This is a genomic window from Reinekea marina, assembly GCF_030409715.1.
In the GTDB taxonomy this organism is placed as follows: Bacteria; Pseudomonadota; Gammaproteobacteria; order Pseudomonadales; family Natronospirillaceae; genus Reinekea; species Reinekea marina.
In genome coordinates this window covers 1935301-1948600 of sequence record NZ_JAUFQI010000001.1, presented here as the reverse complement: position 1 = coordinate 1948600, position 13300 = coordinate 1935301, and the positions used below count along the sequence as shown (strand labels likewise).

General features: G+C 36.6%; 16 protein-coding genes and 2 pseudogenes. 2 read left to right on the top strand and 16 right to left on the bottom strand.

Features of this window, described 5'->3' with window-relative positions; genetic code table 11:
* Positions 1-153 precede the first annotated feature (153 nt).
* Entirely contained in the window at positions 154-528 is a 375-nt protein-coding gene (locus tag QWZ13_RS10360; RefSeq protein WP_290281705.1) for a hypothetical protein, read from the bottom strand.
* Between the two features lie 142 nt (positions 529-670).
* On the opposite strand from QWZ13_RS10360, the gene QWZ13_RS10355 reads away from it, so the two are divergent.
* Entirely contained in the window at positions 671-823 is a 153-nt protein-coding gene (locus tag QWZ13_RS10355; protein WP_290281704.1) for a hypothetical protein, read from the top strand.
* A 647-nt stretch (positions 824-1470) separates the two neighbouring features.
* Here QWZ13_RS10355 and QWZ13_RS10350 read toward each other — a convergent pair.
* From QWZ13_RS10350 to QWZ13_RS10320, 8 genes and pseudogenes are all read right to left on the bottom strand, one after another.
* Positions 1471-1743, bottom strand: coding sequence for a hypothetical protein (locus QWZ13_RS10350; RefSeq protein WP_290281703.1), 273 nt, complete (start codon positions 1741-1743; stop codon positions 1471-1473).
* A complete protein-coding gene (locus QWZ13_RS10345) occupies positions 1728-1868 on the bottom strand; it encodes a hypothetical protein (RefSeq protein ID WP_290281702.1) in 141 nt (46 codons plus the stop codon). The genes QWZ13_RS10350 and QWZ13_RS10345 overlap by 16 nt, the downstream gene beginning before the upstream one ends.
* A 150-nt stretch (positions 1869-2018) precedes the next feature.
* Positions 2019-2165 (bottom strand): hypothetical protein, encoded by a 147-nt coding sequence (locus QWZ13_RS10340; RefSeq protein WP_290281701.1) that lies wholly within the window; start codon positions 2163-2165, stop codon positions 2019-2021.
* Positions 2166-2211: 46 nt separating this feature from the next.
* Positions 2212-2466: pseudogene (locus QWZ13_RS19930) on the bottom strand (glycosyltransferase); the annotation flags it as partial.
* The gene (locus tag QWZ13_RS10335) at positions 2459-3301 is read right to left on the bottom strand and encodes a hypothetical protein (RefSeq protein ID WP_290281700.1); all 843 of its coding nucleotides are present in this window, start codon (positions 3299-3301) and stop codon (positions 2459-2461) included. The gene QWZ13_RS10335 and the pseudogene QWZ13_RS19930, both read right to left, overlap by 8 nt.
* Positions 3302-3325: 24 nt before the next feature.
* A complete protein-coding gene (locus QWZ13_RS10330; RefSeq protein ID WP_290283332.1) occupies positions 3326-4942 on the bottom strand; it encodes an ABC transporter ATP-binding protein in 1617 nt (538 codons plus the stop codon).
* Positions 4943-5450: 508 nt separating this feature from the next.
* Entirely contained in the window at positions 5451-6347 is an 897-nt protein-coding gene (locus tag QWZ13_RS10325) for a hypothetical protein (RefSeq protein WP_290281699.1), read from the bottom strand.
* A 31-nt stretch (positions 6348-6378) separates the two neighbouring features.
* A complete protein-coding gene (locus tag QWZ13_RS10320) occupies positions 6379-7044 on the bottom strand; it encodes an HAD family hydrolase (protein ID WP_290281698.1) in 666 nt (221 codons plus the stop codon).
* Between the two features lie 187 nt (positions 7045-7231).
* On the opposite strand from QWZ13_RS10320, the gene QWZ13_RS10315 reads away from it, so the two are divergent.
* Complete coding sequence (locus QWZ13_RS10315) at positions 7232-7390, top strand: hypothetical protein (protein ID WP_290281697.1); 159 nt, start codon at positions 7232-7234, stop codon at positions 7388-7390.
* On the opposite strand, the pseudogene QWZ13_RS19925 reads toward QWZ13_RS10315, so the two are convergent.
* The 7 genes and pseudogenes from QWZ13_RS19925 to rfbB all read right to left on the bottom strand — a co-directional run.
* Positions 7374-7736, bottom strand: a pseudogene (locus QWZ13_RS19925) (cytidylyltransferase domain-containing protein); the annotation flags it as partial. The gene QWZ13_RS10315 and the pseudogene QWZ13_RS19925 sit on opposite strands and share 17 nt — an antisense overlap.
* Positions 7733-9109, bottom strand: coding sequence for a hydroxymethylglutaryl-CoA lyase-like TIM-barrel protein (locus QWZ13_RS10305; protein WP_353959015.1), 1377 nt, complete (start codon positions 9107-9109; stop codon positions 7733-7735). The gene QWZ13_RS10305 and the pseudogene QWZ13_RS19925, both read right to left, overlap by 4 nt.
* Positions 9110-9349: 240 nt before the next feature.
* A complete protein-coding gene (locus QWZ13_RS10300) occupies positions 9350-10396 on the bottom strand; it encodes a DegT/DnrJ/EryC1/StrS family aminotransferase (RefSeq protein WP_290283331.1) in 1047 nt (348 codons plus the stop codon).
* Between the two features lie 71 nt (positions 10397-10467).
* On the bottom strand, positions 10468-10881 hold the full coding sequence (locus QWZ13_RS19920; RefSeq protein WP_353959014.1) for an acyltransferase: 414 nt from the start codon (positions 10879-10881) through the stop codon (positions 10468-10470).
* 44 nt (positions 10882-10925) lie between these two features.
* A complete protein-coding gene (locus QWZ13_RS10290; protein ID WP_290281693.1) occupies positions 10926-11303 on the bottom strand; it encodes a sugar 3,4-ketoisomerase in 378 nt (125 codons plus the stop codon).
* Positions 11304-11323: 20 nt separating this feature from the next.
* Positions 11324-12205 carry a glucose-1-phosphate thymidylyltransferase RfbA gene (rfbA, locus tag QWZ13_RS10285; protein ID WP_290281692.1) on the bottom strand — a complete coding sequence of 294 codons (882 nt, stop codon included), beginning with the start codon at positions 12203-12205 and terminating at the stop codon, positions 11324-11326.
* On the bottom strand, positions 12202-13293 hold the full coding sequence (rfbB, locus tag QWZ13_RS10280; protein ID WP_290281691.1) for a dTDP-glucose 4,6-dehydratase: 1092 nt from the start codon (positions 13291-13293) through the stop codon (positions 12202-12204). Before rfbB ends, rfbA begins: the two co-directional genes overlap by 4 nt.
* Between the last annotated feature and the right edge of the window lie 7 nt (positions 13294-13300).

Below are 13300 nucleotides of genomic sequence, written 5' to 3'. Positions count from 1 at the left end.
CCAAATAGATTAATGGTATTACATTAATAAAATATCATTCAGCTAATCAACGATTGATTAAGAAAGCTTAATATTTTATAACTTTAAGCCAACCTAAATTATTCTAACAACGCTTATAACTTTCAGTTTAATTTTAATTACACTTGAAATGCACTATAAATCACTTCGTTTTGTCATTAAACTTTTACCTTCTTTTAGCCAAAGCAAGGTGATTATCGAAAAGGAAGAAAAAGTACCTAAGAACCCAAATATTTGATTGTTAGCTGGAATGAAAAATATCAACAATACGAACAATGGTATTAAACAAGCGCCATAAAACGAACCATTATCCAATACTGAGAACCATACTCTTGCTAAGAAAAAGCCTATAAATAAGCATAAAAACGACACTCCGAAAAAATGAACATCATTCGCCAGGTGACTATAAAGCGAATGCCATTGGGCTGACTCTCCCCAAAACTCATCAATCTTATGTTGATATGTTAATTCTGTAAGATCAATATTTGTCAACCACTCTAGCTGTCTCATCAAAAAGACCGAATGACCGAACCCAAATGTAGTTTCAAACTCTTGCTGCAAAGAAAGGGAAAAACCGTAATATCCTTGCACTAAATAATTGGTAAACCATACATAAGCATAATAAATGGGATTAGATGAAGCTAAACTTCTATTGATTACTGTAATATCGCCCAACATTGATGTACTCTCAATATATGAAACCTCTCCCCCTCGCCCACCGATTACCAGTCCAAAAAAAGAAAATGCGCCAACACAAGCTACTATAGATACCCCTATAAAAAACTTTCGAGTCTTTAGCTTATAGCTGCCAAACCTAAATTTATTATATATAAAATATACAAAAAGAGATGCTGCATAAAAAATTAAAAAATCAAAAACTGGTTTATTCGTACCATTGAAAAAACCAGACAGCACAGGAATCAGGGATATTAGCAATGCTAAAAATCGCATTGTGAAAGCGAGCCTATGCCACATGAAAACCAACATCGGGATAATTAGAGATTTGGCGAACAATATGAATACCGACAAGATGTTTAGGATTTTATTAGCTTCAGCTCCAGATTGAAATCGCTCTATTTTTAGCCTATATTGGGCTCCTGGATCTACAATCCCATTAAAAACCGTCTGATACCAAAATTGAGGATTTAAGATATCAAAAACTGACACAGTGCTAAAACTTGCTACCGATGCTACAAATGATGCCATCATTATAAAATACATATACCAAGTACTTTTATCATCACCTAGATAAAAATCACTAAATTGCTTAGGTTTTCCCTTAATTAAGTAGGCTATTAAAAAACCAACACAAAAAGAAACTAGGTATAAAACCATCAACAGCCAAAACAAAACTGGTGTTGCTAACTCATAGTCAATAGGACCAAATGCAAACACCAATAGGGTCAAACATAGATAAAACTCTAAAATTAGAATCGGGATAAAATATAGCATCTAATTGTTAAGCCTGATATGAAAATCGGCGGCACATTTACTTATCATTTCATAGTGCCTTTCGTGTAAAACTAAACTTGAACAATGGTAGTAGCCAATAACTCGAAGCAATATTTTCGGAGCATTAAAAGCCAAGCGAATCAGGTAGATCCATATTGAAAAATTAAAAACTTTGCGTACAAAGAAATATTTTTGTTTGAAGCAATAAAGTCTATTTTTTAGTAAAAATTTTGAAGTACGGCTTTGGGCGGTATCGATTAAGTATTCGAACAATTGTATTTGGTCTTTTGCAAATCTACTAGAGGCAACCATATAGGTAGAATTACTTGTTCGTCGATAATATACAAAAGTCCGATCACAGACCGAATATCGTGAGGTTGAGCTTTCAGAAATTGCAACCTGTATAGGGTAATCTTCTACAACATCAAAGCTTTTTAAAAACTTATTTAAATTAAGGCTTTTGAGATGTTTAGCATTATAAATAATATTTGGTGCATTGAAGAATCCAATTCTTGTTAAACTACTACGAAAACTGCTCCTCTGCCCGATTACTGCAGTAGCGATAATATTAACAATAGCAACCCAGGATTTAGATATCTTACTGTCTTTGAGCAGTAGAGGAACTCCCGAAAAAACATCAACACTAATGTTATCAAAAGCGTATTTAAAAATATTTTCACATGAATATACATCATCTCCTGCTGTGATTTTAACAACATCACTCGTGATCAATTCATTCATATTACTTACACACTTACTCGTTCCTAAGTTGTCGCAATTGTAAAACTTAACTATCTCATCAAAATAATGGCCATTATCCGCTAACCAACAATCTACAAACTCAACCGTTCTATCATTCGAAGCATCATCGCTTATATATAGTTTTACTTTGTAATCTTTGCCATATGTTTTGACTAAGAATTTTATACTTTCTAAATGCTCAATAATGTATTTTTCATGATTAAAGCACAACACACAAAATGTGAAACTACGCATTACCTTTAGCCTTAGCTCTAACATACCCAATAAAATAATAAAGCGACTTAAATCCTACCATTCTAAAACCTAACCAAATAAATTTGACTTTCCACAACCAAGTCCTTTTTTCATTCGCAAGGTCATCAGTAAATCCCCTCTTGTTGAAGTCAATATCTATTCCATACTTTTCACATTTATCGACTACAACCTCTCTAACCCATTTACCCCTATATATTGCACCTCCTTTTTTATAGTTGTAATTGAACAGATTATTTTCCACACTGCTAGGAGAGCAAAATACTTTACCATCACCAAAGGACCTATAGGTGCCAAATACTTCCCACGCCCATGGATTATCTTTTTCCCCTACATAACTTTGCAGATCATTTTTTCGCCATACTGCCGGGGCTGAATTGATCCTAAAATCGACTTTATCCTTTAGAATCCTAAAATTACTCACTTTATCATCAGAATGATCCCTGAGACACACAGCATTAAGATAAAATACACTTTGATTTTCATCTTTGGCTAAGATTTCCATAAACTCATTGAATTTAGACACATTAACTTTAGACTCTAGGATATAGTCATCAAATACCATTAAAACGTAATTGGTTTGTATAGACTGCAAAATGAGCTGTAGCCGCTTCCCCCAAGTGACCTCTCTCCTTTTTAAGTCTGTAAGGTGATTTACCTCTAAATATTTTTCATTATTTATAATAATATCACCATCCCAACTTGGCCAATACTCTTTCAAAGCCGCCAAGAAAAGTGGCACTACATCGCCATAGTCATTACAACTATTTACTATCATAGTAATGTCTTTATCGATTGAGCACTTATTAAGATTCAAATTTTAATCTTCCATATTTACGCATTATGAATGGTCAGCCATCTTTCTAAACTGGGAACTATTTTCATATAGCTCATCAAAAGTTCCTGTGCTAACAACTTTACCATTGTCTATAAAGTAGATCACATCACACTTCTTCACTGTTTGTAGTCTGTGAGCAATTAACACTACACTTTTCTTTCCACTTAAAGAATGTATGGATTCCATTATCATTCTTTCTGTTATACCGTCTAAAGCACTGGTTGCTTCATCGAAGACAAGGACTGAGGCATTATCATACAAAGCTCTAGCGATTCCGATTCTTTGACGTTGCCCTCCTGACAACTGTACGCCTCTTTCACCAACAGGTGTGTCAATACCCAAATCTAAAGTCTCAATATAGTCGTCTAACTGAGCTAACTTTAAAGCAGCTTTAACCTTGTCAGATTCAATATCGCTTTCCGGAACCCCAAATGCTACATTCTGCTTTATTGTACCATCAGTAAGAAATATAGATTGGGGCACAAAGCCAATAGAGTTTTGCCATGTCCTTTTATTTTCAGAACTAATATCAATACCATTTACAGCCATACTACCTTTTGCAGGGCTTATCAGGCATAGCAAAATATCAATGAGAGTAGATTTACCTGACCCGGAGGCACCAACAACCCCTACAGTTTTCTTGGCGGGAAAAATTAAGTCAACTTCCGTAAGAGCGGGCTTATATTTATTAGGGTAGGTGAAACTAACATTTTTAAACACTACATCCCCTTCAAGAAAAGGCTTAACACTCTCATTACTTTCTAATTTTTCATCAGCCTCTTCTCTTTGAGAAAGAAATAAATGCTCGCTAACGGATTCAAAAGCTGCAACATTACCTTTTATCTGACTTATTGAGCCATAGATCAACTGAAACGCCGGCAATAATTTAAACCCTACAAACCCATAAACAGCTAGCACTGGTAAAATAACTCCCAACTCTCCATTATTACTGCTTATTAAATAAAGAACCAAGGATATCATTGCACCAAACGCTAAGAATTCCATAAAATACCTAGGAACCTGCCAAAGAGCATTCGTACGCCCTCGGGCTCTTGAAAATTGCCTACCTGACTCTTTAAACTCATCAACAAAATACTTCTGCCGATTCAACAAAAGAATATCTTTTATACCACCTAGCCCTTCATTTAATAACTTAAATCGATTAGTTAATGAGGTTGAAATAATCTGACCATTTATAGCGAGTTTGATTCGCACCAGCCTAAAAAGAATCAAGTATGCTATCAGAAAAATAGAAACTGCCACCAACGCAACTAGCGGCTTATAAACAACAATACCTATTGTCAGAAAGAGCGCCAGTACGAATCTAGAATTCATCTGCATTAACGGCTGAATAATTTGATCCGTAATCCGAATGCTTTCTGAAGAAATATTCTTTGTAAGCTCAGCTGTACTCGTATTTGAATGGAACAACCAAGACTGTCTCATATAATACATATACAATTGATCCCCTATCTCAGTGCCAATTTGTGCAGCGAACATGGCAAGTTTCCAGACAGTAATCATGGAAACAAATGCTGAAATTGCTAATGCAGCTAATACGATCAGACCGACGAAAAAAAGAAACTCATACGGATCTGTAAACCCAAAACGGGTATACATATAACCAATAAAGTTATCTTCATATACTAAACTTATATTTCCAACCAGCGCCATGAATGGAGCTATTGAAGCAATACCTGCCATTTCCATGATTGCCATACATACAACTAAACACTGCAGCAAATAAAACTTATTCCTTTGATCAACCGTTAACAAAGAAAACAACTGGACAATAACTTTGATCATTTAGTACTTCACCTAAGACAATTTTACTATTGATAGTTAAGTTAATCACACCATTAGAACATATAAAAAAACAGAACAATCTGACACTTTCGCTTAACTCTTTTTATGAGGGGAATAATAGCTATTAACAAGAGATAGAACTCGGCTTTAAAACACTTACACCTAGGATTATCTTTGCAATTTACTTCGCCTGCTTAAAGAAGGCCCCAATAATCAATCTTTATCTCTTGTCAATTATAATTCTAACAACAATAATCAACCACTTGTTAATTTAGAACGATATCTATCTAAGCTATTTAGCGCCCTATTCTTAGTGCGCATCTCATTTTTTTCTTGGATATGCATCTATCAATGAATAATCAGACCCATTATATATCGCAATATCTTTAGTTTTTGCATAGTCCCTTATCACTTCATGAGCATAAAATGTATTAGCACTTAACTCCAATAACTCTCCCATTCGCCACTTGTGAATTTTTTCAGGATTTTTTGTTAATTTTTCAACTTTGTTTTCTTCGTTAAAATGTTTAAACGTAATAAATAGCTCATTACTTTCTTGATCAACCTCAACATCATTATGAAAGCTTAGGTCGGCACCATATACATATATTGCTTTATATTTCGCAATTATTGGTAAATAGATCGCATAGATCAAAACATTAATTTGAGGCGGCCCATAAAATCCAATATCAAATAGTCTTTTTGCAAGCCCTGTTAATGTATTTCCAAAATAGTTTTGAGTATTTACCTTTATGATATTTACATTCTCATTCTTAATTACTTCTTTAATAATAGATACATTAGCGTTATGAGGCACTACTATATTCATAGCCCAATCAGTTCGATCATTTATAATAGTGAAAGTCTTCTCTCTTCGAACAATCCAATCTTCATGGGAATTTTCACTAAAAAAATATGCATCTAGCAGCACGTATACCTTTGGCTTAAGTACTATATACAAGTCATCATCACAAAAATTATTTACACATATAAAATCATGAGTTCCAATTCGCTTACTTATTGTTAACATATCCTTTTTTAAACTAGGCCCATTCCCTAAAACACAAACCTCTGGATGATCCTTAACAAATAAAATTCTTTTAATATTTTTTGCACCACGAAGACTTGCAATGCAAAAAACAATCAGATCCTTAACATATACTTTAAAACCAAAAGGAAACTTGATATATATTTTCTTTAACAATGCTTTAGACATCATAATTCTCAGGTAAACTACACTCAATATTCGCTTAATTATTGATAGACGCGATATTATTACAATGAGAAATGCGGTGCTCAGCACACCATTTCTCCCAATCAAAAACCTCACTCCAATCACTTATAAAAATAAAATCTAAATCAGAGCTACAAGCTGCTTTATAGTCATATTTACTATCCCCAATAAATAGTGCCGGAAGAGCTATATTATTGCCTTGAACCTCACGTTCAATTATTAGTTCTTTATCGTCTGGACTTCCAAATATGCCCCCTTCAAATAAATCACCCAGACTCCTTTCTTTAAACACTTCTCGTAGCTCATCTTGATCCCCTCCAGATACAATAAGCCAAGGTATTCCCTTTGTCCTAGCTTTTAATTCTAAAAGTCCCCCTGCTATTTCACACGAAAGCAATCCACTTCTAACTTTTAACGCATAACTTTTCAGAAGCTCTTCTAAGCCAAGGCCACTTATGTTTCTAGCAGCGTTAGGAGCTATTTCTTTCAAAAAATAGGCAAACTTTTCGTAGCGTGATATTCCTCCATTAGCCACATGGTAACTGACTAAATCTTGAGCTGCATTAACTCCGAAAGGCAATGCAGCATGATAAAATGCAGATGACTTAACTTTGTTTGAGTTTAAAACAACCCCATCGCAGTCAAATACTAATGTTTTGTATTCCGTTAGTGGCAGCTTCATAACTCTAGAAGTCCTTTTTCTACTAGGCATTCAGCGATAGCAAAATCTTCCGGCCAATCAATATCATGACCAACTAGCTTACCCAAAGGATAAAGTAGAGGCTTATAACCTATTCGATCTCTACATTGCTTATAGATATTCGTGGAAGCTATAAAGGCGCCACTATTAATTTCATGAATTGGCTTTAATGTTTGAGTTCGTGGCCACTTTTCTAATTTCCGATCATAATTTAAAGGCTTCTCTCCCTGCCAAAGAAACGAATACAATTCGGTTGTTGTCATTAATGAATCATAACCTTCGTCTAATGATTCATAATATTTTTCAATTATTTTTTCATAGTGCTTGAATCTTATAAATGGCGACGTTACGTGTGTCCACAAGATATCACCATCTCCAATCAGATCTAATGCATGAGCAACTAGACTATCTGTACTTGTTGCACTTGATGACAAGTCTTCAACTCTATTATGCACTCGGATTCGTGATTCATTCAATCCACTAACGTAACTTAATATTTCATCATCATTTGTAGACAAAACAATTTCATCAATGCTCTTGACACCTAACAATTGATACAGTTTAACTTGTATAAGACCATATTCATTCCCTGCAAATGGCTTTATATTTTTTCTTTCTACTCGCTCACTTCCTTTACGACAAGGCAAGAAGCAACTTAATTTATTTTTTTTCATTTTAAACTGCCATAAATACTTATTTTATCTACATCGTATCGAGACGGAGTTATCGCTAACAAAGGTACTTTGCTGCAGGATTCTCGATAATTTAAGACAATATTATTCATCTCTTCATTACGTGGGTCTAATCCATCATACCCATCAAAACCTGCCAACAATATTCGCAAAGCACTACCAGTAGCGCAAATAGCAAAAGCATAGGCCATTACCAATAAAGATGGTACTGTGCAATATTTTTTAGAGAACTCAAATGCATCAGCCTTAACACTTAAACCAAAATCATATATTTCTTTTTCACCTAATGCTTCTTGTACATCTTTAGGTAGCATAGAATAAGGAGTAATCAGAGGCTGGGGAAGCTTTGTGTGGGCCTCACAGTCGGCCAGCAATCGTACGGGGTGGCATGCAACTCGAACATTTATCAACTCGGCATCAATAGCACTTTGGGTATTCAATGCTAATACAAGCGGTTTATTGCTATGTATATATTGTTCTATTGCTGTCCGGTGCTTCTCTACTCCTGGACCAGTACCCAATAACAATACTTCACGACCTGAAAATAAATCAACAGGTGACCAACTACCTTCAGGAGAGCCCTTATAGAAGTGACGAGCGGCATCTAGTGTATTTAAACTAAACTTTTTTCCACCTTCAACTCTAAGGTGCTCGATTACGGCAATTACATCTTCTTCACTATAGCGGGAATCACTTAACATTTGCTGAATATAAGTAGGATGAATTCCATATTTGCCAGCCAAATAATAATACGGGTTTTTTCCCCAACCATAATGCTGCTGCATTGGTTTAAAATGCTGCCTAATCAATGCCATTAGTGGAATCATATTAGGTTGAACACCACGTAAATCCGATATTTCTATTGCAAGTTCTTCGGTTATTGAATTGCCTGGTCCTCGCCCCATGCCAGTAACTGTCGAATCCACCCAACTAACACCATCCTGTATGCTTCTCATGGTGTTAGAAAGAGCCAGCCCTAGATTATCGTGAGTATGTATTCCTAATGCACCACTCCATTCTCTACGTAGCCAACTTACTACTTCAGATATTTTTCCTGGCTTCATACTACCCATAGAGTCTGCAAAATATAGTACATCAATTGGATATCCTGTTGCTTCTTTAGCTAAAAATTCAACCTCGCTTTCTTGACATTCTGCAATTTGCATTAGATTAAGACCAACCATATAGCCTCTTTCTTTTAGCCAGCTAACGGCAGGTAGTACCTGAGTAAACTCATGTACATGACTGGCAATACGAACTAATGAAACTGGCGATTCCTGCTCCCTAACTGGAAATAGCTTCTCTAGTACACTTTCTTGCTTAAAATCACCAACAAATTCACTCGCATTAACCATAACCCCGACTTTTAAATCTTCTGGGATATTTAGACTATTCAAAAATTCATCGGTACTAAATGCACACGCTCCCTTAAACCCTTTATTTTGCAGGGAACGTAAACCAAGCTCTACAACATCTACATTAATTGCACTCATTGCTTGCAAGTATTTATTTATTAAAGCTTCAGAAAAATTCCACGAATTATAATAGCCGCCGTCCCTAAGGGTACAATCCAGAAATACTACGTCTGCCATTTATTAATCTCCAAAACTATTACAGGCATTAATCACGCTTCTAACTTCTTCAGACGTGATAGTTGGTCCAATAGGTAAACTCAACACTTGCTCGTGTATAAGCTCGCTCACTGGATAGTTTTTATCTTTCATTTCTTCATAAGCTTGTTGCTTGTGAGGTGGAATTGGATAATGAATTAGCGTTTGAATACCATGCTCTGTTAAATGCTTCTGTAACGACGCACGCTGCTCACAACGTACTGTAAACACATGCCAAACATTCTGGTCGAATTCAACTGAGTTAGGGGTTAAATTATTAACAGGCAATATTATTTTATTGTTATTAATTCCGTCTACATAGGCACTAGCTGCTTTTCGTCGATGCTGTAGTTCCTTATCTAGATACTTAAGCTTTACCCTTAACATTGCAGCTTGTATTTCATCCAATCGACTATTCACACCTCGAAATAAGTTTTTATACTTTTCATGTGAACCGTAGTTTCGCAATGCCCGCAAAGTTTCAGCAAGTGAATCGTCATTCGTTGTAATTGCCCCTGCATCGCCTAAAGCTCCTAAGTTTTTGCCGGGATAAAAACTGAACCCACTCGCGTCACCCCAGCTACCTGATTTTCTTCCATCTACGCATGCTCCATGGGCTTGCGCTGAGTCTTCTAGCACCAACAAATCATATTCATTTGCGATTTCTAAAATTGCTGGCATATCAGCCAATCGACCATACAAATGAACGGGCAAAATAACTCTTGTTTTTGGAGAGATAGCTTGCCTTACTCTAACTGGACATATATTGTAATTTTTTATGTCAGGCTCTACTAATATGGGAGTTAAGTTAGCTGCACTTATTGCTAGGATACTAGCTACATAAGTGTTAGTAGGCACAATAACTTCATCTCCATCCTTTAGTCTACCGAGCTCTTTCCATGCCTGGAGAGTAAGAGTTAGTGCGTCTAATCCGTTAGCTACCCCTATGGTATGTTTTGTTCCGCAATAGGCTGCAAATTCTTGCTCAAAAGCTTCCAGCTCATTGCCTGTTATGTACCAACCAGAGTCAATAACTCGAGTAGACGCCTCAACCAGTTCATCTCGATACATTGCATTAATGGCTTTTAAGTCTAAAAATGGAATCATGCTAAACACCTAATTTTTTTTGCTGGATTACCAACTACAATTGCATTGTCTGCAACATCTTTTGTTACTACAGAGCCTGCGCCAACCATAGAATTCTCTCCTATAGTTATACCTGGTAACACTGTAGCGTTAGCTCCTATGCTTGCACCTTTTTTAATTGTTATCCCTAGGAACCTCTCTGGATATTGCTTTGATCGCGGCATTACATCATTAGTAAACGTTACGTTTGGTCCGATAAACACATTATCTTCAATACGCGTACCATCCCATACTTGAACACCAGATTTCACTGTTACGTTATCACCAATAACCACATCATTTTCAATAAACACTTGTGCATTAATATTACAATTCCTACCGATTACAGCATCACCTAATACTACACTGAACTGCCACACTTTCGTGTTCATACCTATATTTTTGCTTTGAACATCTGCTAATGCATGAATAAACATCATGGCTCCGCCTTCTTCAAGAATTCATCATAATTACGTATATAATCAGACTCATCATAATATTCACTTGCTAAGACCAATAAGACACAATCCTCGCTAAAATCATGCATTTCCCTCCAAACTAAGCTGTCTATCAACAAACCCTTTTTTGGCGTATTTAAAATAACATCGTCTTTCGAAATACCATTGTCCATCACCATTTTACAACTACCTGAAACGCAGATGACCAATTGCTTTAGCTCTTTATGGGCATGAAAACCGCGTGCCACATCTTCATGTGTTTTAAATATGTAGTAAACACGCTTAACAGCAAAAGGGATATGTTTGTTTGCTTCGATCGAGACTAATCCACCTCGATCATCCCCTAAGTCTGGCAAGTCAACCAGATTAATCAAACTCATAGAGAATCCTCAGCTAAACTCATTAGATACTGGCCATAGCTATTCTTCTTCATCGGTTCAGCAAGTGCTATCAATTGCTCAGCACTCAACCAACCATTGTTAAACGCAATCTCTTCCAAACAGGCAATTTTATAACCTTGACGTTTTTCAATGGTTTCAACAAATTGCGCTGCCTCTAATAGGCTTTCGTGGGTGCCTGTATCTAGCCATGCAAAGCCTCGCCCTAGCAGTTCTACATTTAGATACCCAAGCTCTAGGTAAGCGTTATTTACACTAGTAATTTCCAGCTCACCTCTAATAGAAGGCTTAACTTTCTTAGCGATATTGATTACACGGTTATCATAAAAATACAACCCGGTTACAGCATAATGAGATTTTGGTGTTGCGGGCTTTTCTTCGATCGAAAGCACCTTCATATTGTTATCAAACTCGACTACACCAAATCGCTCTGGATCTTTTACTTGATATCCAAAAACAGTTGCACCCTTACCTTCTCTAGACTTGTTCACCGCCTCTTTAAGCTTAGGGGTGAAGCCCTGACCGTAATAAATATTATCACCTAGCACTAGACAAACATCGTCTTCGCCTATAAATTTTTCGCCTATTATAAAAGCTTGGGCAAGACCGTCTGGCGAAGACTGAACAGCATATTCCAGCTCAACTCCGAAATTACCACCATCACCTAAAAGCCTTTTGAATGCTGCTTGGTCTTCTGGTGTAGTAATAATTAATACTTCTCGAATACCAGCCAACATAAGTACTGACAACGGGTAGTAAATCATCGGTTTATCGTAGACGGGCAACAGCTGCTTAGATACACCCAGAGTTATTGGGTATAACCGTGTACCAGAGCCACCTGCTAAAATTACACCTTTCATAAGTTTTCGCCCTGAGATTCACTTTGACCTAAACGAGTTAACTGGTACTCTCCGTTCAATACTCGTTGCCACCATGCCTCATTCTTCAAATACCATTGCACTGTTTTTTTCATGCCCGATTCAAACGTTTCTTTAGGTTTCCAGTTCAGTTCATTTGCAATTTTACTCGAATCTATAGCGTAGCGGCGATCGTGCCCTAACCTGTCGTCAACATGTGTAATTAACCTTCGATAGGCTTTATCAGTCGGTCTGAGCTCCTGCAAGATATCACACAAGGTTTCTACCACCTCAATATTCTGTTTTTCGTTATGACCACCAATATTATAAGTTTCTCCCACTTCCCCTTCTGAAATAACTTTATACAACGCCTCTGCATGGTCTTCTACATACAGCCAATCTCGTATTTGGTCACCTTTACCATATATTGGCAATGGCTTATTTTGCAGCGCATTTAAAATAACGTGCGGAATAAGTTTTTCTGGGAAATGGTACGGGCCATAGTTGTTCGAACAGTTTGTAACAACAATAGGAACTCCGTATGTACGGAGCCAGGCACGAACTAGGTGGTCCGAACCTGCTTTACTTGCTGAATAAGGCGAACTAGGCGCGTAAGCTGTTGATTCAGTAAACAAACAATCTTCAACTTTTTCCTGTTCACTTGGGTGCGGTAAATCGCCATAAACTTCATCAGTACTCACATGATGAAAGCGAAATTTTTGCTGCATTGCTTTATCTAACTTCTGCCAATAACAACGTGCCGCCTCTAGCAAATTAAATGTACCCACAACATTGGTTTCAATAAAGGCTGCTGGGTCATCAATTGAACGGTCTACATGGCTTTCTGCAGCCAAGTGCATAACTGCGTCTGGATTATGCTGCTTAAACACTCGATTTAACTCCGCCTTGTCGCATATATCAACCTGCTCAAACGTGTAGCGAGTGGAATCTTTAATATCGGCTAAATTATCCAAATTACCAGCATATGTTAATTTATCTATGTTTACGACAGCGTCTTGAGTATTATTAATAATATGTCGAACAACAGCAGAACCAATAAAGCCTGCGCCGCCAGTCACTAAAATTTTCATTGTCATC